The organism is uncultured Methanobrevibacter sp., from assembly GCF_947169325.1.
Classification (GTDB): domain Archaea; phylum Methanobacteriota; class Methanobacteria; order Methanobacteriales; family Methanobacteriaceae; genus Methanocatella.
Window position 1 is genome coordinate 1 of record NZ_CAMVPN010000007.1, and the last position, 18,475, is coordinate 18,475.

The window sequence follows — 18,475 nt, forward strand, 5'->3', positions numbered from 1 at the left end:
TCCATTTAATCTTGTTGTAACAAAGCCTTTTATATCTAAATGATCTTCAGTTAATGTTCCTGTTTTATCAAAAACTAATATATTAACACTCCCTGCTTTATTTATTCTGTCTCTTTGAATACAGATTTGAAAGAATAAAGAAACTTACAAGAAGTGAAACCATCGTAGTTTTTCCAAGGAATGCTCCGAAGCTCCAGCCTGAGAAGGGAGCTGTGTCAGATATTCCCAGTATTATCTCACTTGATAGAATGAGATAAGAATATATAAGTGCAACTATTAACATAGCAAATACATATGGTTTTAGTAGAATAATCTTAAGATCATATTTAAATATCTTAGATGAAAGCAAAGGATTATATCATGCTGATGCAAGCGAAGTCAATGCGATTTTAGTTAAAAACGGAGGTGCATTGAAACTTGCCGATTCAATTTTAAACAAGACAGGTGACACTGCCACTTCCGGTGACGATGCTGACTTTTACGGCGTCAACTCAGCGATTCTTGTAAATACAAACGGAACACTGGACATTTCAAACGTTGAAATCAACACAAACTCCAAGGGATCAAACGGAATCTTTGTAACCAACGCCGAAACCACCGTTGACAACAGCAGCTCTTCAGCTGAAGCTCAGGGCGGAGACGGAGGACAGCCTCCAGAAGCCATGGGTGGTGGAGAAGCTCAAGGTAGTGACGGAGGACAGCCTCCTGAAATGCCATCAGGTGAAGGTTCAGGTGAAGGCGGACAAGCCCCTGACGGAAACGGCGGCGGCCAGCCTGGCCAAAGCACAGTTGAAGGAACTACAGTAGCAAACATAAACAACGTTAAAATCACTACCCACTCAGACAAGTCAAGAGGCCTTGATGCAACCTACAACGGTAAAATCACTGCACAAAACGTCATCATAAACACTGACGGTCAAAGCTGTGCAGCACTTGCTACAGACCGTGGAGAAGGTGAAGTGCACGTTTCAAACTCAGAAATCAACACCGGTGTGAGCAAGGACTCAGGCAGAGGTTCACCTTTGATATACTCAACAGGAAACATCACTGCAGACAACACCAAAGGTACTGCATATGTCTCACAGATTGCATGCATTGAAGGTAAAAACTCAATCGAACTTACTAACTGTGACCTGACAGGTTACGCCGGAGGTAACAGGCAGGACGGTGACGAATATGTAGATTTGGGTGGAGTGTTCATCTACCAGTCCATGAGCGGGGATGCTGATGTTGGAACATCACTCTTTACTGCTAAAAACTCAAAACTCACAATAGCTGAAGACTCACCTGTTTACAAGGAAGCTCCGATGTTTCACGTGACAAACACAGCATGTGTCATTAACTTAGACAACACCGAGTTAAGCTTCGGCAGCGGAACATTCTTAGAGATTGCAGGCCAAAACCAATGGGGAAACACTGGCTCCAACGGAGGGGTTGCTGAAGTCAATACCGACAACGAAAAGATAGACGGTAATGTCATTGTCGATTCAATAAGTTCTCTCACTTGGACAATGAAAAACACAGAGTTTACCGGAGTGATAAATTCAACCGGAAACACAACAGTTAAAGTGGCTGACGGTTCAAAATGGACATTAACTGGTGACAGTTCCGTTTCAAGTCTGGAAGTATCTGGTGAAATCGATTATGGTGAGTTTACATTGACTGTTGACGGCAAAGAGTACAACAGTTCAAATCCTTTTAAAGGATAGGAAAGATTAACATCTTTCCTAATTTTTTTAAATTCCGATAATTTAACAATTCTTAAAAGCATGTTTTAATTTAACGGAATTTATTTTTTCATTAGCAGAATATCTGCCAATCATATCCTCCAATGTTAAATTTTTAATGAATTCCAATTCTACTTTTCCATTTTCATTAATATTCCATTCAACATTATATGATTTATTCAAATTGAATTCTCTGCGAATTTCGGAAGGTATGACAGTTTGAAATTTATCATAAATCCTGGTAACGCTTACCATTTAATCACCACCTAACCACATATATTTTTTCACAACATATATATCTTTCCCCAAAATCAGAAAATTGAAATAAAACAAATATGGTTAAAAAAAACAGCGATTGGGAAACACAACACGACAGTTTCCCAACTTTAAATTCTTATTTTGCGATTATTGAGTGTTCCTGTGAATTTTCATCAAAGAAGATGATTTTCACCATTGCATTATCATACTTATCCACATTAATTGAACCGCTTCCTCCAGGAGTGGAATATTCATATATCTTTCCGTGGACATCCAAAGTCACCTTATCTCCATCAAATGAAGCTGATGAAACCTTAATTTCCGAGGTTGTGCCAGGAATTTTCACCTTCCATTTCAGATCGCCGACGTTATTGTCCTTAATGTCCTTGGATTCAGTCTGCTCTTTTGTTTCGTAATTCTTTTTAAGGAGTTTCATTTCAGCATCGTCAACTGAAGATAGGTCCATCACGATTTGGCCTGTGACATCCACAGAGTCAAACATTGAAACCGTGCTGACATCCCCACCTGTGAATGAAACTGATTCGACTTTTGCTTCAGCGCTTTCTGAGGCTTCGCCGGCTGTTGCATTAGCGCCCATTACCTCCTCAATGGTGGAAATGTCATTGGCGCTAATCATAACAACCTTATCACCATCGTAATAAGTGAAGTGATGCAAATCATCCTGTGAGTATAATCCTTTAACGCCACCTATTTCCTTATCCACCTCATTTTCAAATCTCAAATCGTCAAGACTTGGATCGCCGCTGTATTTTTCAACCGAAATTCCAAGATAATTATTGTCATTATCCAAATAGCCCCTGTAATATGCATTTACAGTGAATTCATCATATTCATTAATCTCATTATCTACTGCATCGCCAGTGACTTCCTCATAACCATCAGGAATAGTCAATTTGACGCCGTACAGTTCAAGAGACTGGGAACTTGCACAAACTGCTCCTGCAAGAACCATTCCCATTAAAACCAGTGATATCAATATCAAAAATTTTCTATTATTCATAATGATAGTTATTGCAGTCATGGTTAATAAAAATTAGGTTAAAAAATAAGTTACTTTGAATTTTGAACAGTTTTATATCAAAAAATAAAAGAAATGTTCAATCATTAAAATTTTTATGGGGGGAACTTGCCCCCACCTCAGCAGTCCAGACCTGCATTATAGACTTCCTTTAAAAGTTCCGGCTGAGACTTTGCATCGCCTATGACGGTAAACACTGCCTTTTCAGTCGGGTTTTTGGAAAAGCTGATGAAATCCCTAATTCCAATCAGAGCATTTCCGTTTGAAGCTCCCGCCGATGTTATGATGTAATAGTCCTTGTCCTCCAGCTGGTTGAATATAGGATAGCATCTGTCAAAAAACCTCTTGAGGGTTCCGCACATTGAATAGTAATAGATTGGAGTCGCATATACGATGACATCAGCTTCCATCATCTTGTCGAGGACTTCCGCAAGCCCGTCTTCCTGGAAGCACTTCATCTCAGGGGTTTTGCATTTCATACAGGCCTTGCATGCATGGAACCTTATCTCTTCGAGATTGTATTTTACAGCGGCATTGTCTCCGTCCAATGCTCCTCTTACAAATTCATCGCACAAGGTGTCTGAATTTCCCCCTATTCTCGGTGAGGAACTGATTACAATAACTTTCTTATTCATTCTATCCACCCCTTGGCTTTTGAAACATCCCCCATGAATCTCATTCCCCTTGCAAAGTCGAGTTCAGAGTATGCTGCCTGAAGGTCGCTTACGCATTTGTCGATTCCGGAACCTCCTGATGTGCAGAAGAGCTTGATTGTCTTTCCGGTCAAATCAACGCTTTCTATGAATGTGTTGATAATTGACGGTGCGGTGTACCACCATACCGGAAATCCTATAACGACAGTATCATATGCTGAAACGTCACATGACTCCTTGATTGGAGGCCGGAATGACTTGTCGTTCATCTCGATTGTTGATCTTGAATTCTTGTCTGTCCAGTCCAAATCTGCAGGAGTATATTTTTCCACCGGTTCGATTTCAAAAATATCATATCCGTTTTCACCAGCAATCCTTTCTGCCACATCTTTTGTAACTCCGCTTGCCGAGAAATACGCTACCAAAACATTGCTCATTTTATCACCTAATAGTAAATATGAATCTAATGATATATAATTGTTAACATTCGCAACAATCAATTAAAAAAACATTACAAAGACAACTGGAAATTCCAAAACAAAAACAATTTTACAAGATGAAAGCAATTTGGCAAATTTTAAAAAAAAAATATTCACTGCAACATGCTAAAAATAGCATTCGCAAAGTCGTATGCCTCTTTAACATCATCTTCATCAATGATTCTGACGATGTCATAATCGGCGTCTTTTCTCAATTCCTTGAAATCAAAGAAATCATCAGCCAGTTTATATTGGTGTAACTTTCGCAAACCATATACAATAGCCAGATGCATACTTGATTCATCACTATAATCATCCAAACTATTGAAATTACCATTAACCAAAATCCATTCTTTGGCATGCAAATAACTTGCATAATAAAGACGGTTGACAATGGTTCTCCTAATACATTGAAGGTCATATTTTTCAGAATTAAATTGATGATTATTCAGATAATCCGCCAATTCAAATAAATGTTCAGGCACAAATGCATGAACCATATGATCACCTCTCTTGAGTGAGTACAGTGGCAGAGTTATTGAAAATATACATCAAACCTTCGTTTCTTGAAAATTCAAGAGAATCATCAACAATCATGTGAGAAATTCTACGAACTTGCTTAAAAGACCAATCATTAGGAGTGGCAATATTAAAAGTAGCCATAGAATCCCAGTCCCTTTTGTTTTTTGGTTTAAAAGAAACTTCACCAAGACCATATTTTTTACTCAAATGGATTAAAAATGTTTCATATTTTTTTAAATCCTCATCATCAAACGGAATGTTAGGATTGAAAATGTTATCTCTATCAGTTAACATATATTCACCATTTTAATTAATATCGTTCAACAACCAAATGCTTAAATTATAATAAAATTCACCGCCAAATATACTATATACTCACTCAAATATAAATTTAACTAATTAAATTTCACTTTGAAGTAAATTTAACACTATTACAACAATTTTACGAAGTTGGAACAATTTTACATTGTCAGAGCAATTTTAATTAAAATTAAATTAACAAACATTATAAACAAACAAAAACAAAATATATAACATTATAAATTAATGAAGGTAATATAAAATGTCAAAACCCGTTGTTGCAATAACAAGGCCTAAGGATAGGGCAAAAAAGGCTTGTGAGATTGTTGAAAAATTGGGAGGCAGTGCAGTTCTTGCACCTACACTTGATTTGGAACCGGTCAACAGCGAATCCTTGAAAAATCTGGTCAAAAGAAAGGACGATCTTGATTGGATCATATTCACATCACCTACAACAATCGTTTCCCTCAACAGGTTCTATCCGGATTTCTTAAAAACCCTGAGCTGCAAATTGGCAGTGATTGGAAACAAGACCGGAAAACTGGCCGAAAAAAATGGACTTAACGTCGATTTGATGCCTGAGGATTTCACTGCAGAAGGCCTTATCGAAGAGTTTAAAAAACGCGAAATAACAAATCAGATTATCGGAATTCCAAGAACCGCTTCTGCAAGGCCAATACTACCTGAAGAGCTTGAAAAACTTGGAAACGAAGTCATTTTAGCCGAGGCTTACAAGTCACTCTTTCCGATGGATGAAAAATCAATAAAGGATTTGATGAGTAAAATCGAAAACTCAGAAATTGACGCAATCACATTTACAAGCCCACTGACTGTTGAAAACTTCTTTGAAATAGCTGATGACAAAGCAAAACTGGCAGAACTTTTAAATGACAATCTATTGACAGTCTGCATCGGCCCGATTACAGCAAAGGTCCTTGACAAATACGATGTTGCCCACATTTACCCTGACACTTACACCGTTCCAGATATGATGGAATTATTATTCAAGACATGGAGAGAGACAAATGAATGATAAAATAAGCATTATCTTACCTATTTTCAATGTCGGACCTCATTTGAAAGGAGGAATTGACTCCCTAATCAATCAGACAATTGGAAATGAAAATCTTGAAATCATCATGGTCAACGACTGCTCAACAGACGGATCAGACAAGATTATCGATGAATATGCTGAAAAGTATGACTGCTGTGTTGCAATACATCACAAAACCAACAGTGGAGGAGCGCACACTCCAAGAAATACAGGCATTGAAGCCGCCACAGGCGACTACATCATGTTTTTAGACCCGGATGACAGATACACACCAGATGCATGTGAAGTCCTCTACAATACAATCAAGAAATACGATGTCGATTTGGCCTTTGCAAGGTTCAGGAGAATATTCGAATACGGAGGATACGTTCAGAAGTCATACTCCCCGTATGAGGACGATTTGGAAAGCGCATATCCTGATGAGACTTTCGAGTCTGCAAACTTCCTGGACATTCCGGATGTAATCTGGGACAATGTCGTTGAGAGATTCCTATATGGAAAAACCCAGGAAGTGACCTATTCAAGGAACGGACCTATTGACGTCATCCATGTCGACAATATCGAGCAGGAACCTGACCTTTTAAAAATGCAGCCCTCAGTATGGTGCAAAATCTACAAAAGGGAACTTATCATGGACAATGACATGCGCTTTAAGAAGTACGTCACAGGCGACGACATGGCATTCACCCTCGAAGCGCTTCTGAACGCCGAAGGAATCGTCTATCTGAACAATTTCATTTCCTATGATTATTACATCAGGGATTTGCCTGATGACAAATCCATTACCAACAACGTTAATGTCAGGCTTTTGGATGAGCTTATGGAAGCCTACATATACTGCAGAAAGAAAACCGAAGGATTTTCAAGCGTTGTGCAGAACGTGTCATTGAATCCGCATCTGCTTCACTGGATGCATACCTGGAAAGGCTCACCTTTCACCAAAAGCGAAAACGAACTGCTCTTAAGCAAAGTGAAAAGGCTTAAGAAAATCCACAACAGAGATTTCAAATCCAAGATGTTAATGTCAACAATGACAACAGCACTTGAAACCAAAATATTGACCTCAAAGGAGTAATGATTATGAAGGATTATAAATATGTGATTGTCGGAGCCGGACTTTCCGGTCTGACAATAGCCGAAAGGATTACAAGCGAACTGGACGAAGAGGTCCTGATTATCGAAAAGAGAAACCACATTGGTGGAAACGTATATGACTTTTATGACGACGGCATTCTGGTTCAGAAATACGGACCGCACATCTACCATACCACTGAAAAGACCGTCCATGACTATCTCTCCCGCTTCACCGAGTGGAACGATTATGTGCACAGGGTTTTAAGCTATGTGGACGGAAAGCTCGTGCCTATGCCAATCTGCATCGACACACTCAACGCACTCTATGACCTTGATTTGGATGAGGATTCCATGAAGGAATGGATTGATGAGCACAAGGAAGACATTGACGAGGTCAAATCCTCCGAAGACGTCGTTTTGAAAAATGCAGGCCGTGACATCTACGAAAAGCTTTTCAAAAACTACACCGAAAAGCAGTGGGGAACTTCAGCGGCAAACTTGAGCTCAAGCGTCATTTCAAGAATCCCTTTCAGATTCAACCATGACGACAGGTACTTTGCTGACGCATATCAGGGAATGCCTAAGGAAGGATTCACAAGGATGTGTGAAAACATGGCAGCATCAGACAAGATTCATGTGATGCTTGACACCGACTACAAGGACGTCATCGATGGCATCAACTATGAAACCCTGATCTACACTGGTCCTATCGACTACTTCTACAACTACAAGTACGGAGAACTCCTCTACAGATGCCTCAACTTCGTTTACGAGATTTTGGATGAGGATTCATTCCAGGAAGTTGCAGTCGTCAACTATCCGAACGACCCTTACTTCACAAGGATTACCGAGTTCAAGAAGCTTACCTGGCAGGAAGTCGAAGGAAAAACCGCAATCATGAGGGAGTATCCTGGATTCAACGGAGAGAAATGCTATCCTTATCCTACCCAGGAATACCTCGACAAGTTCAAGCTCTATGAAGCTGAAATGGAAAAAGAAGAAAACGTCATATTTTTAGGAAGGCTTGCCAAGTACAAATACTACAACATGGACCTGGTTGTGAAGGACGCCTTGGAAGTCTTTGAAAATCAAATCAAATAAAGGTGATTAGATGATTACCATATGGCCACAATATCTTGACAATAACCTGACATTGAGCGAAGGGCGCAAGGTCTCAAAGGAGATTGCCGTAGCAGATCCTTCCCTTTCAGACATCGAGAGGGCTCTTAAAAGGTTAGGTTTGAAATACACCATTGACAAGGAAAGGGCATACCCTGGAAAATGGTATGAAAAATCCGGCAGAATCCTTGTTGAATGGGAAGGCACAAAATTAGAACTGTTAAAAGAAGTTAGCATAAAGATTAAAGAGATTAGAAACTGATTACTATGCAAATACCACAACTGATGCACGAACAGTACGTCCAGGCACGTGAGATTATCGAAAACGCAGAAGACATTAAGGTATACTCCCACATCGACTGCGACGGAATCTGTTCAGGTGCAATACTATCAACCATACTAGACAGGCAGAACAAGCCTCATGAAATCGAATTCGTGAATTTGGATGTCCTTGACGACATTGAACTGACCCATGAGCTTACAATCTTTTCCGATTTGGGCTCAGGCCAGAATATTACGACAAATGCCAAAAACGGACAGAAAATCATCATCCTTGACCACCATCCACCATTAAGGGATCTTGACTACAAGGATGACAAGGATTACACCTATCTTGAAATCAATCCTCTCCATCACGGAATTGACGGGTCATATTACGTGTGCGGCGGGGGACTATGCTATTTTCTGGCAAAGGAATTCGGATACAGTGATTTAAGCTGGATAGGAGTGCTCTCTGCAATCGGAGATATGCAGAATACCAAGACAGGGCATTTCGAAGGGCTTAATGAAATCATCCAGCAGGACGCAATAGACGGAGGATACCTTGAACTAATTGAAAACGACCTCAACATATACGGACGAAATACAAGGCCTCTTTTTGTGGCGCTTTCTTATTTCAGTGACGTGAAACTGCCTATTACAAACAACACCACGGAAACCATGGCCATTTTAGAAGAGCTTGGAATTGATGAGAAGCACAACAGGAAAACCTTGAACGAACTGACAATGGAGGAGAAGGGAAAAGTTTTCCAGAAACTGGTTGAGATGATTTCCAAAGTCGTTCCCGGAAGATACGTAAGATACATCCCTCAGCTGATTATCGGAGACTCATACACATTCCTTAAAGAGGATGAGGAAAGCTTCCTCAGGGATGCTTCAGAGTTTTCAACAGCAATGAACGCTTGCGGAAGAAACCATGAGGAAGTTGTTGCAATGGAAGTCCTTAAAGGGGACAGGATTATTGCGCTGGACGAGCTGGAATCAATCAGTAAGACACACCGGTACAATCTTGCAACCTCAATCGAAAAGGTCACTGAAGGAGATGAGACAAAAATCATCGAAATGGAAAACCTGCAGTACTTTGACGGTGACGGAATCAAGCCTGAAATCGTAGGTACAGTGACAGGAATGATATTGGGACACTGCAACTGGAAAAAGCCAATCATAGGATTTACCCAAACCGACAATGACGGACTTAAGGTTTCACTGAGATGCTCCAGACTGCTTTCATATGACGGAATCCATTTCGGAAACATCATCCGCAAAATTGCCTCTGAAGTTGGAGGAAGCGGAGGAGGGCATGCCATGGCCTGCGGTGCATACATTCCGATTGATAAAAAGTCAGAGTTCCTTGATAGATTTAATTCTGAGTTGAATGGTAAGCTTATAAATTAATTACCTATATATATAATAAAATAAAAATATAAATTATATCAATTTCAATTGAGGAGTTGACCACCATTTAGACTCAAAAATGGAGGGTTTGAAAAAGCCCATGTTGACTATCATAATATTTAATCCGGAAAAATATGGGACTATCAAATACATCAAATCATTTAAATTTCCAATATTAACAATTGAATTGATTTAATATCATTTGAATCGTATTGTCCAAATATTAACCCACGGAATAATTTGGCGAATGATATCTAACTCAGGAATAGTAGATAAACTATAAACTGGTTTATACACTAAACAACTTTAATTAAAACTTACTTGTGGAAATAAAAATCAAAAATCCACTTGTTATAAAAAATAAAACTTATTAGAACCTAAAAATGGTTTTTAATAGAATATAATGGGATTCCAATCAACTTGAAAAATCAAGAGACACATGTCAAAGAGGGATGAAAAATGATGAAAGCATTCAAAAAAAGAGGTGCTCTTACACACTTCCAGATATTAAGTGAAATATCCAAACAAGATCCACACCTCAAACAAAAAGATTTGGCTAATACATTAGGGATTACAATACAGGCAGTTTCCGAAAACATCAAAACATTAATCGAATTGGGCTATATTACTTCCAAAGACGGAAGGTCACCATATAAAATAACCCAATCAGGTATCGACAAAGTCAAAAAGGACGCAATCAGCTTAAGAAAATATTCCGATTCAGTTCTCGAAACAATGAATCATTATAAAACAATATGGCCCGCTATTGCTCGTGAAGAACTTAAAAAAGATGATATTGTTGGGCTTTTCATGGAAGACGGAGTATTATACGCCCACAAAAAAGAAGAAAATGCAACAGGCATTGTTCTTGAAGACGCAGAAGCGAACATGGACGTTGCCCTGACCAACCTTACCGGACTCATTGACATGAATGTCGGTGAAGTTACAGTAATCAACGTGCCTACAATCAAGGACGGCGGATCCAAATCCTGCGACTTGGACCTTATCAAAAAGGTTTATGAAAACGGAACCAACACCGGCGCAAAAGTCGACAAGGTTGCCGTTGCAGGAACAGTTTCACGTGCTGTCGTTAAAAAATTAGGCTTGCCAATTGACATAGAATATGCTGCGCCTCAAGCAACTGCAAATGCAGCCCGCAAAGGGCTCAACGTTCTTGCAATCTGTGTAGGGGACATGAGCAAAGCATTCACACGTGAACTTGAAAACGAAAAAATAAAATTCAATATTATTGATGGCGGAAAATAACTACTTTTCCCTCATCATTTTTAATAGACTTGCAGCTATCTCATCACTTGAAATATTTTTTGAGGAATTTTCCTTTACTATTTTTAGATACTTCTCCAAATCGTCATTCTCAACTGAAGATTTGACCTTATCCATTATTGCCTTATCCTTGATGGCTTCGATTTCGCTGTCAGACGGAACCTTCTTTTCTGTGATTTTAGATTTGGATTTTATGTTATTGAATGCATGCTCATCCTGTTTGGTGACCATGGTGAACGCAAATCCTGCATTTCCAGCACGGGCGGTTCTTCCAATCCTGTGGGTATATCCGTCCATGTTCTGCGGCACGTCATAGTTGATGATGACATCTAAATTGTTTATGTCAAGGCCACGGGCAGCCACATCACTAGCCACCAGAAATCTGACATTACCGTTTCTGAATTTGTTCATTACCCTGTCACGGGTCTTTTGGGACATGTCACCATGAAGAGCTTCAGCAGAATATCCTGATTTTTTAAGGTTTTTGAAGACAAAATCAACACCGGATTTGGTGTTGCAGAATATCAAAGCCGATTTGACATTATAAGCCTCAAAAATCTTGCACAGGTCATCGAACTTGTACTTATGATTTGTCCTGAAAGAATACTGTGTGATTTTAGGTGAGGTTTTCCTGTTTGAATCAATCTTTATGAACTTCGGATTCTTCTGATAATTTTTTGCAATCCTTTTGATTTCAGTCGGTATTGTCGCTGAGAAAAGCAGGGTCTGCCTTTGGTGAGGAGTGTCTCTTAATATCCTCTCGATGTCCTCCCGAAATCCCATGTCTAACATTTCATCGGCCTCATCCAAAACGACAGTTTCGATGCCTATCAAATCAAGGTTCCCCCTTTCGATATGGTCGATTACACGTCCGGGAGTTCCAACCACTATATGGACTCCCTTTTTAAGGACTCTTGTCTGCTTTCCTATTGGCTGGCCTCCATAAACAGCAAGGCACTTGAGCTTTTTGATGTGTTTTCCGACCTCATCGATGACGCCTGCCACCTGAATGCAAAGCTCCCTTGTCGGACAGAGGATTATTGCTTGTGGAGATTTGTCTTCAATGAAAACCTTCTCCAGAATAGGAATCGCAAATGCAACTGTCTTTCCTGAGCCTGTCTGTGCCTGGGCGGTAATGTCACGGCCTTCAAGCTCAAGGGGGATTGCAATCTTTTGAATAGGAGTGGTCCTCTCAAAGCCCATCCCGTCAATGGCCTTCAAAATATCGTTGGAAATATCAAAGTCACTGAATTTCATCATATTAATATTTAAAAAACAGAATTAAAATAATTTGCTTTGGTATGACTTTTGTGGAAACTCATTCAAAAAGCTGAATACTTCATTGAAGTTGTTGAGAATGTTGTTCTCATGGGTTCTTCTTTTAAAAATTCTCATGAGATTCTTTTCGTCAGGTGACGGAATCTGATATGAATCGCCGTAGTTTCTGATGTACTTTTCCTTAAGTCCTGGAAAATGCTCATCAAGCTTCTGGTAGAAATACTCGCGATTGCCCTCTCTAAGAGTCATTCCCATTCCATGGCAGAATATTCCCTTAACGCCTGTTTCGATGCAGTAATCCAAAATGGAGTTGATGTTCTCCTCGGTGTCGTTGATGTATGGAAGAATCGGACACAGCCAGACGACTGTCGGAATGTTTTCCTCCTTAAGAATGTTTAAGACCTCAACACGCCTTGAAGTGGGACATACATGAGGCTCCAGTATTCCGCACAAATCGTCGTCTGCAGTCGTTAATGTCATCTGAATCACTACCCTTGCCTTTTCATTGATCTTTTTAAGCAGGTCAAGGTCCTTTAAAACAAGGTCTGATTTTGTGATGCAGGTGAATCCGAAACCGTAACTGTAAATCAGCTCCAATGTGTTTCGCACATGACCCAAATGCTTCTCAAGAGGAATGTAGGGGTCAGTCATGGCACCTGTTCCAATCATTGAAGGAGTTCTTTTTCTCAGTTCCTTTTTCAAAAGCTCAAGATAGTTTTCCTTGACTTCAATGTCTTCAAAGGCATGGTTCATCCCATACTTCTTGCTTCTGGAGTCGCAGTAGATGCATCCGTGGGTGCAGCCCCTGTAAAGGTTCATCCCATTATTTTTAGAGAGGATGCTTTTGGAAGTTACATAGTGCATGAATATAATCTATCGAAACCACTATTTATAGAACCTGCGAGAGAGCAAATGTAAAGTATTAAGAAATACATAATAACATTATGGAACAAAAAAACATTACCGAATACGAAAAGAGTTATGCAATTAAAGAGCATCCTTCCATCAAAGGTGTTCAAATTATTGAAGGTAAAAACAATTTCCCCATTAGTTGGCTCAACCAGCAAGGATATTGCGAATACCAGATATACATGAAAGGGATAGAAACTGCAGCCACACCTGAAATGACACATGGAAGCGACATCCACAACCAGCTTGAAGAGGCCTTCAAAAAGGATGCGACACCTACAAGCTTTGAGGATGCAGTCGAAGCATCCAAAAGCGAGGCGTTAATGTCAAGGGAATGCTTTGTGGTTGCACCGGAATTCGGAATAAGGGGATTCATCGATGAAATATGGATGAAGCCTGATGAAATCGTGATAATCGACGACAAGCCTGGACGCACACCATACTTTTCAACAATGAACCAGGTAAGGGCATACTGCCTTGCATACAAGAGCATGACAGGAGAGACAAGAAAAATAAAAGGAGCACTTAGGGAGCGCGGAACATCAAACCTCTTCTGGATAGAGGTATTCACACCCGAAGTCGAAAAGGAAATAAGATTCACAATCGAGAGAATGCAGGGTCTTCTTGAAGGTTCAAAGCCATTCATTCCAACCAAAAATCCGAACAAGTGCAGGTCATGCAGATACAAACGTTATTGTGAACACTTCAAAAGAGATTAGTTATGAACAAGCAAAAGATTTCCCTGATTCTGCTGGTTATTTTTGCCATAACCATTGCACTGACATTGGCAAACGCATTTCTCGGAGATGACAACACCATCGAAAACAGGACAGGGACAATAACTGTAGACGGCAGGACAATACATTATGAAAATGCGGGCAAATGCGTTAATGTGGTTGACGGAAATACAATTGAAGTCTATGGTGTCGGAAAGGTTCAACTGAGCCAGGTGAAAACCCCTGACTTAAACGAATCAGGATTCAGCGATGCAAAAAAGTTTGTTGAAGACAAATGCCTTGGAAAAATAGTATATCTTGACATTGACGATGCACAGCCGACAGACAAATATGGCCGCACATTGGCGATAGTTTACACTGACAGCGCTGACATTAACAGAGAGCTTATCGACTCAGGCATTGCTAAAATATCATATTTCGAGCCAAGCGAATTCAAAAAAGGGGAAGTGTAGCTACTCTTCCCAATCATCAAAATCCAAATCCGGATTAAAACCGCAGTTTTCACAGTACGGTGCATAATCATCAAGCACTGAACCGCAAATCGGACATATCATATTAAACCACCCTATGCAATCCTAAATGAATCTTGTTTTTCTTATACATCTTGTCCAGTATTGAATTCCATTCCTCAACGCTGATGTGTCCCTTGTTGGGAATCATGTCATCAAGGGAAGACTCGTTCAGGTTCAGGATATCCGCCAAGATAAATGACAGTGTCTTTCCCGTCAGTGACAAATCATAAGGATCATATCCCGTTACTGCCAAAATCCACACGTTATCCTTGGACGCACTGTTATATTCATGTCTTAATGCGTCAAACCATGAGGCAATCCTTTCGCCGTCATCAATGGAAATGTAGTAGTCCTCTCCTGAAAATTCAATGCTGTCGCATGCTTTTTTAATTTTACCTTCAAGCTCTGGAGAGCCTATTTCAAGGTCATACTCATTGTTGGTAATGGTATCTGAGAGATATTTTTCAATCTCCTTTCTGTTTTTGAAATATCCGATGGGCTCCAGCCTGTCCGGATCCCTGTCGCATAAATCAAAAATCAAATCCTCATCGACATCACAAATCTCATATCCTTCAAGCTTATGGGATTTGTATTCCTTAAAGTCGATGCAATAGTTTTCTAAATCATCTTTGTTTAAATACCAAAGAACTTGAACTTTTTTAATCATAATCCCTAATAATTCTATTGAGAACTGTTTATAACCACAGTTCTTGTAAGGTTTCCAAATAATCTGTCAGTGTTCATGAATCTGCCGACAAGCCAGTCAAAAATGATTGGAATCCAATAAATTTTGGTCAGATTGCGAACAATAGCCTGTGGCAAATTAATATTAGCTCCATTTCTGGATTTGACTTCCAGATACATTAATGCCTTACCAATGGTTGCTCCTTTAAAGCATTCAAAGACTACAAAGTAAGCAAATCCTAATATCGGAGCAATATATGGGAAAACTGAATAAACTCCAAGGACATCCATTGGACCAAATACCAGAGATAATAAATATGCCAATATCCACATCACTGCGGAAACTACAAAGAAATCAATCACATATGCAATTATTCTTCTTGAAAAAACACTTACCATGTTATCACCTAACAAACTCTAGGAACCGGATCGGCTATAGGTGCTTCAAGGATTCTTTCACCGCCGATAGGAGTGTTTACAACCACATAGTCTCCTTCGACAACTTCACCGATTATAGCTGCATTTTCACCATATTTTTCACCTTTGATGGCTTCAAGGATTTCCTCCGCCTTATCGGCCTTAACTCCCATGACCACTTTTCCTTCGTTGGCTACTTCAAACGGATCAATGCCTAACATTTCAGATACTGCATGAACTTCGTCCCTTATCGGAATCGCATCCTGTTCCAAAACAACTCCCACTCCCGCTTTTGAGGCCATTTCGTTGATTGCGTTTGCAAATCCTCCACGGGTAGGGTCTTTCATTGCAGTAACTCCCCCAATATCTAAAGCTTTTTTGATAATATTCCACATAGGAGCCACATCGGACTTCAAATCAGTGTCAAAACCGAAACCTTCCCTGAATGACATGAGACTCATTCCATGGTCACCCAAACTGCCTGTGACGATAATCTTATCGCCGACCTGCAAAGTTGAATCCCTTATCACTTCACCTTTCTTGGCGATTCCGATTCCTGTAGTCACCATGACTATTCCGTCAAGCTTGTCCTGAGGCATTACCTTTGTATCTCCGGTGATTACGGCCACGTCAACCTCTTCACAGGTTTCGTTAAGGGATTTCATGATTTTGTCCAAATCATCTATAGGAAATCCTTCCTGCATAATTATTGCGTTGGAAATAGCCAACGGACGTGCACCCATTACGGAAACATCATTGATTGTTCCTGCTGCGGAAATCCTACCGATATCTCCTCCAGGGAAGAATAAAGGGTCAATAGTATGACCATCAGTAGTCACTACAATTTCCCAATCGCCGAGCGGAATGGAAGCTCCATCATCCAATGCGTCTAAACTAATACCACCGTTTACGCTTTTTTTGGTGATATTATCTAAAACGGTGCTGGCAATCAAATTGGCCATCACTTCTCCGCCGGCACCATGATTCATACTGATTTTATCGTCTGACATTATATCTCCTAATAATCTATTATCAATAAATGATTATGTAAAAACAAGTATATAATTATAGTTAATTTTTTAAAAAAATGAGTTGAAAAATAAAAAAAAGAGAATTTAAATATGTGATATATTTAAATTAATACGCCGTTGATAACACCGTCTTGACCAGGCCTGGATGTTACTTTAGCATTACCTTCAGGGGTTTCTACGATAGCACCTTTGGTAATGATGTTCCTTCTTACGTAGTTAGGGTTTGCGGTGTTTTCGATTACTCCGAGAATGTCTACTACTTTGGTTTTACCGTTAGCGTCGGTTACGTTGATTTTGTTACCGGTAGCTAATCTGAGTTTTTCGTTTCCACCACGAGTTCTGATTTTTCTTAATTTTTTTTCATCTAATCTAGTTTCAGCAGGATCTCTTCCTAATTCTGATTTCCTTTTTCCACGGTTTGCAACATTTCTTGCACCGGATGGACTTCTAGTTGATTTTCCTTGAGAAATTGCCATTATTTCACCTAATAAATATAATTTAATAAATAATAATCGCAGTCAATAAGACTCTTTCAATTAAAACTGTGCGCAAGAAAAAATAACAGTTCAATTATAGAGAGCAATAAAGAGCCCTAAAGAATAATGATAATAAAATATTACTTTATCATTATATATAAATGTTTTATTTTTAGGCCTATTTTCACAAAAATTACAATTTATTTTTCAAAATAAATTCATCGATGAGTTTGTCGAAATCCTCTTCGGAAAGATTTTCATCAGATGCTGCCTTAAGAATCTTTTGAATTTCCTCGTCGGGAACGTCATCTCCCAAAAGCTCAAGGAGCAAATCCTTCAAATCCCCGTCGTCAATGTATGCTTCGCCGTTTTCACTCATCAGACGGGATTCATCATCCTCATCAAAAACATAATAGGGAACCTTATCCATATCAACACCTAATCCAGGTCAGGGAATTCATAATATACAATTTCATATGGGTCGTCGTCGAAATACCATTCGTTGGGCTCTTTGAGCTCGTCCTCATCCTCGTCTTCAAGCATGAACCCGTCCTCATCGACGTCGCCTTCAATTTGAACTACAATATTAACGTTTTCTCCCAAAGACTCCACATCAATGCCCAGCGCATCAAGGTCTATTTCTATTTCATCACCATCTATTGCGCTTTCGGGCAAAACAATAACAATCTCGTCTCCGGGTTTGACATTAACGTTTTGGTTATTCAAATTATCATCCTCCAAATTTTTGGAACTTTTTAATTATATTATTTAGTTTGTCCTATTTAAAATTTAAAGAGATAGTAACTTCAGTAGTTACTATCTATTTCGAAACTGAGCTCTGGAATTCCGAACTTGTTTCTGCACCTGATGGAGCAGATCTTGAGGTTTTCGATAAACATTGTGAAGCATAGGCAGATACTGTCACAGTCAATGCCTATCTTGACGTTTGAATTTTCCAGAACCTGTTTTGAGATGTCAAACACCTCTGATGCGTTGTCGACAAGCACCAATGTCGGAATGTTGTTCTTGTCTATGCCAAGAAAGATTCCTTCCGAAATGCTGTAGTCGGCGCAGTATCCATTTCGACCGTCAATTTTTCCTACAAAGGTATCGTTTACCTCATCATAACTTGATATCAATCTTTGCTTTTCCATGTTATCAACCTCATACTTACTTTAGCACCTATAACATATAAAGAAAGTGCGAGAGCATTTGAAAAGTATTCTAAAAGCATTATGAGGTAAATAA

At 39.4% G+C, this 18,475-nt stretch carries 26 protein-coding genes; 9 read left to right on the plus strand and 17 right to left on the minus strand.

The annotated features are described in order from the left end of the window. Positions 1–97 precede the first annotated feature (97 nt). Positions 98–283 (minus strand): hypothetical protein, encoded by a 186-nt coding sequence (locus tag Q0W26_RS01965; RefSeq protein WP_298521775.1) that lies wholly within the window; start codon positions 281–283, stop codon positions 98–100. 127 nt (positions 284–410) lie between these two features. Here Q0W26_RS01965 and Q0W26_RS01970 point away from each other — a divergent pair, with 127 nt between their 5' ends. Next, a complete protein-coding gene (locus Q0W26_RS01970) occupies positions 411–1,709 on the plus strand; it encodes a hypothetical protein (protein WP_298521777.1) in 1,299 nt (432 codons plus the stop codon). Positions 1,710–1,751: 42 nt separating this feature from the next. Here the strand turns inward: Q0W26_RS01970 and Q0W26_RS01975 are convergent, their stop codons facing one another. The 6 genes from Q0W26_RS01975 to Q0W26_RS02000 form a co-directional block, all read right to left on the minus strand. Beyond that, the gene (locus Q0W26_RS01975; RefSeq protein ID WP_298521779.1) at positions 1,752–1,982 is read right to left on the minus strand and encodes an AbrB/MazE/SpoVT family DNA-binding domain-containing protein; all 231 of its coding nucleotides are present in this window, start codon (positions 1,980–1,982) and stop codon (positions 1,752–1,754) included. 139 nt (positions 1,983–2,121) lie between these two features. Then, on the minus strand, positions 2,122–3,006 hold the full coding sequence (locus Q0W26_RS01980) for a hypothetical protein (RefSeq protein WP_298521781.1): 885 nt from the start codon (positions 3,004–3,006) through the stop codon (positions 2,122–2,124). A gap of 137 nt (positions 3,007–3,143) precedes the next feature. Further along, entirely contained in the window at positions 3,144–3,659 is a 516-nt protein-coding gene (locus tag Q0W26_RS01985) for a flavodoxin family protein (RefSeq protein ID WP_298521784.1), read from the minus strand. Beyond that, positions 3,656–4,114: a flavodoxin gene (locus Q0W26_RS01990; RefSeq protein ID WP_298521787.1), complete on the minus strand. Its 459-nt coding sequence runs from the start codon at positions 4,112–4,114 to the stop codon at positions 3,656–3,658. Before Q0W26_RS01990 ends, Q0W26_RS01985 begins: the two co-directional genes overlap by 4 nt. A 155-nt stretch (positions 4,115–4,269) precedes the next feature. Continuing rightward, positions 4,270–4,656 carry a hypothetical protein gene (locus Q0W26_RS01995; RefSeq protein WP_298521790.1) on the minus strand — a complete coding sequence of 129 codons (387 nt, stop codon included), beginning with the start codon at positions 4,654–4,656 and terminating at the stop codon, positions 4,270–4,272. Positions 4,657–4,660: 4 nt separating this feature from the next. Next, positions 4,661–4,972, minus strand: coding sequence for a hypothetical protein (locus tag Q0W26_RS02000; RefSeq protein WP_298521793.1), 312 nt, complete (start codon positions 4,970–4,972; stop codon positions 4,661–4,663). Between the two features lie 268 nt (positions 4,973–5,240). Here Q0W26_RS02000 and Q0W26_RS02005 point away from each other — a divergent pair, with 268 nt between their 5' ends. From Q0W26_RS02005 to Q0W26_RS02030, 6 genes are all read left to right on the plus strand, one after another. Then, on the plus strand, positions 5,241–6,011 hold the full coding sequence (locus Q0W26_RS02005; protein WP_298521796.1) for a uroporphyrinogen-III synthase: 771 nt from the start codon (positions 5,241–5,243) through the stop codon (positions 6,009–6,011). Then, positions 6,004–7,107 carry a glycosyltransferase gene (locus Q0W26_RS02010; protein ID WP_298521799.1) on the plus strand — a complete coding sequence of 368 codons (1,104 nt, stop codon included), beginning with the start codon at positions 6,004–6,006 and terminating at the stop codon, positions 7,105–7,107. The genes Q0W26_RS02005 and Q0W26_RS02010 overlap by 8 nt, the downstream gene beginning before the upstream one ends. A gap of 5 nt (positions 7,108–7,112) precedes the next feature. After that, on the plus strand, positions 7,113–8,207 hold the full coding sequence (glf, locus tag Q0W26_RS02015; protein ID WP_298521802.1) for a UDP-galactopyranose mutase: 1,095 nt from the start codon (positions 7,113–7,115) through the stop codon (positions 8,205–8,207). Between the two features lie 10 nt (positions 8,208–8,217). Then, positions 8,218–8,487 carry a signal recognition particle subunit SRP19/SEC65 family protein gene (locus Q0W26_RS02020; RefSeq protein WP_298521804.1) on the plus strand — a complete coding sequence of 90 codons (270 nt, stop codon included), beginning with the start codon at positions 8,218–8,220 and terminating at the stop codon, positions 8,485–8,487. Positions 8,488–8,492: 5 nt separating this feature from the next. Further along, positions 8,493–9,899 (plus strand): single-stranded-DNA-specific exonuclease RecJ, encoded by a 1,407-nt coding sequence (gene recJ / locus Q0W26_RS02025; RefSeq protein ID WP_298521807.1) that lies wholly within the window; start codon positions 8,493–8,495, stop codon positions 9,897–9,899. Between the two features lie 462 nt (positions 9,900–10,361). After that, the gene (locus tag Q0W26_RS02030; RefSeq protein ID WP_298521901.1) at positions 10,362–11,165 is read left to right on the plus strand and encodes a winged helix-turn-helix transcriptional regulator; all 804 of its coding nucleotides are present in this window, start codon (positions 10,362–10,364) and stop codon (positions 11,163–11,165) included. Here the strand turns inward: Q0W26_RS02030 and Q0W26_RS02035 are convergent, their stop codons facing one another. Both Q0W26_RS02035 and Q0W26_RS02040 read right to left on the minus strand, forming a co-directional pair. After that, positions 11,166–12,443 (minus strand): DEAD/DEAH box helicase, encoded by a 1,278-nt coding sequence (locus Q0W26_RS02035; RefSeq protein ID WP_298521810.1) that lies wholly within the window; start codon positions 12,441–12,443, stop codon positions 11,166–11,168. Positions 12,444–12,464: 21 nt separating this feature from the next. After that, a complete protein-coding gene (locus tag Q0W26_RS02040; RefSeq protein ID WP_298521812.1) occupies positions 12,465–13,280 on the minus strand; it encodes a radical SAM protein in 816 nt (271 codons plus the stop codon). A 125-nt stretch (positions 13,281–13,405) separates the two neighbouring features. On the opposite strand from Q0W26_RS02040, the gene Q0W26_RS02045 reads away from it, so the two are divergent. Further along, positions 13,406–14,089: a PD-(D/E)XK nuclease family protein gene (locus Q0W26_RS02045; RefSeq protein WP_298521814.1), complete on the plus strand. Its 684-nt coding sequence runs from the start codon at positions 13,406–13,408 to the stop codon at positions 14,087–14,089. A gap of 2 nt (positions 14,090–14,091) precedes the next feature. Further along, positions 14,092–14,559, plus strand: a complete 468-nt coding sequence (locus Q0W26_RS02050) for a thermonuclease family protein (RefSeq protein WP_298521816.1) — start codon at positions 14,092–14,094, stop codon at positions 14,557–14,559. Here Q0W26_RS02050 and Q0W26_RS02055 read toward each other — a convergent pair whose 3' ends face one another. From Q0W26_RS02055 to Q0W26_RS02090, 8 genes are all read right to left on the minus strand, one after another. After that, positions 14,560–14,661, minus strand: coding sequence for a zinc-ribbon domain-containing protein (locus Q0W26_RS02055; protein ID WP_298521818.1), 102 nt, complete (start codon positions 14,659–14,661; stop codon positions 14,560–14,562). 1 nt (position 14,662) lies between these two features. Continuing rightward, on the minus strand, positions 14,663–15,286 hold the full coding sequence (locus Q0W26_RS02060; RefSeq protein ID WP_298521820.1) for a hypothetical protein: 624 nt from the start codon (positions 15,284–15,286) through the stop codon (positions 14,663–14,665). Between the two features lie 14 nt (positions 15,287–15,300). Then, complete coding sequence (locus Q0W26_RS02065) at positions 15,301–15,702, minus strand: RDD family protein (protein WP_298521823.1); 402 nt, start codon at positions 15,700–15,702, stop codon at positions 15,301–15,303. An 8-nt stretch (positions 15,703–15,710) separates the two neighbouring features. Next, positions 15,711–16,730 carry a hydrogenase expression/formation protein HypE gene (hypE, locus tag Q0W26_RS02070; protein ID WP_298521826.1) on the minus strand — a complete coding sequence of 340 codons (1,020 nt, stop codon included), beginning with the start codon at positions 16,728–16,730 and terminating at the stop codon, positions 15,711–15,713. Between the two features lie 122 nt (positions 16,731–16,852). Continuing rightward, a complete protein-coding gene (locus Q0W26_RS02075) occupies positions 16,853–17,227 on the minus strand; it encodes a 30S ribosomal protein S8e (protein ID WP_298521828.1) in 375 nt (124 codons plus the stop codon). Positions 17,228–17,420: 193 nt separating this feature from the next. Further along, positions 17,421–17,657, minus strand: a complete 237-nt coding sequence (locus Q0W26_RS02080; protein ID WP_298521830.1) for a hypothetical protein — start codon at positions 17,655–17,657, stop codon at positions 17,421–17,423. Between the two features lie 8 nt (positions 17,658–17,665). After that, on the minus strand, positions 17,666–17,953 hold the full coding sequence (locus Q0W26_RS02085) for a hypothetical protein (protein ID WP_298521833.1): 288 nt from the start codon (positions 17,951–17,953) through the stop codon (positions 17,666–17,668). 80 nt (positions 17,954–18,033) lie between these two features. Continuing rightward, on the minus strand, positions 18,034–18,381 hold the full coding sequence (locus Q0W26_RS02090) for a hypothetical protein (RefSeq protein ID WP_298521835.1): 348 nt from the start codon (positions 18,379–18,381) through the stop codon (positions 18,034–18,036). Between the last annotated feature and the right edge of the window lie 94 nt (positions 18,382–18,475).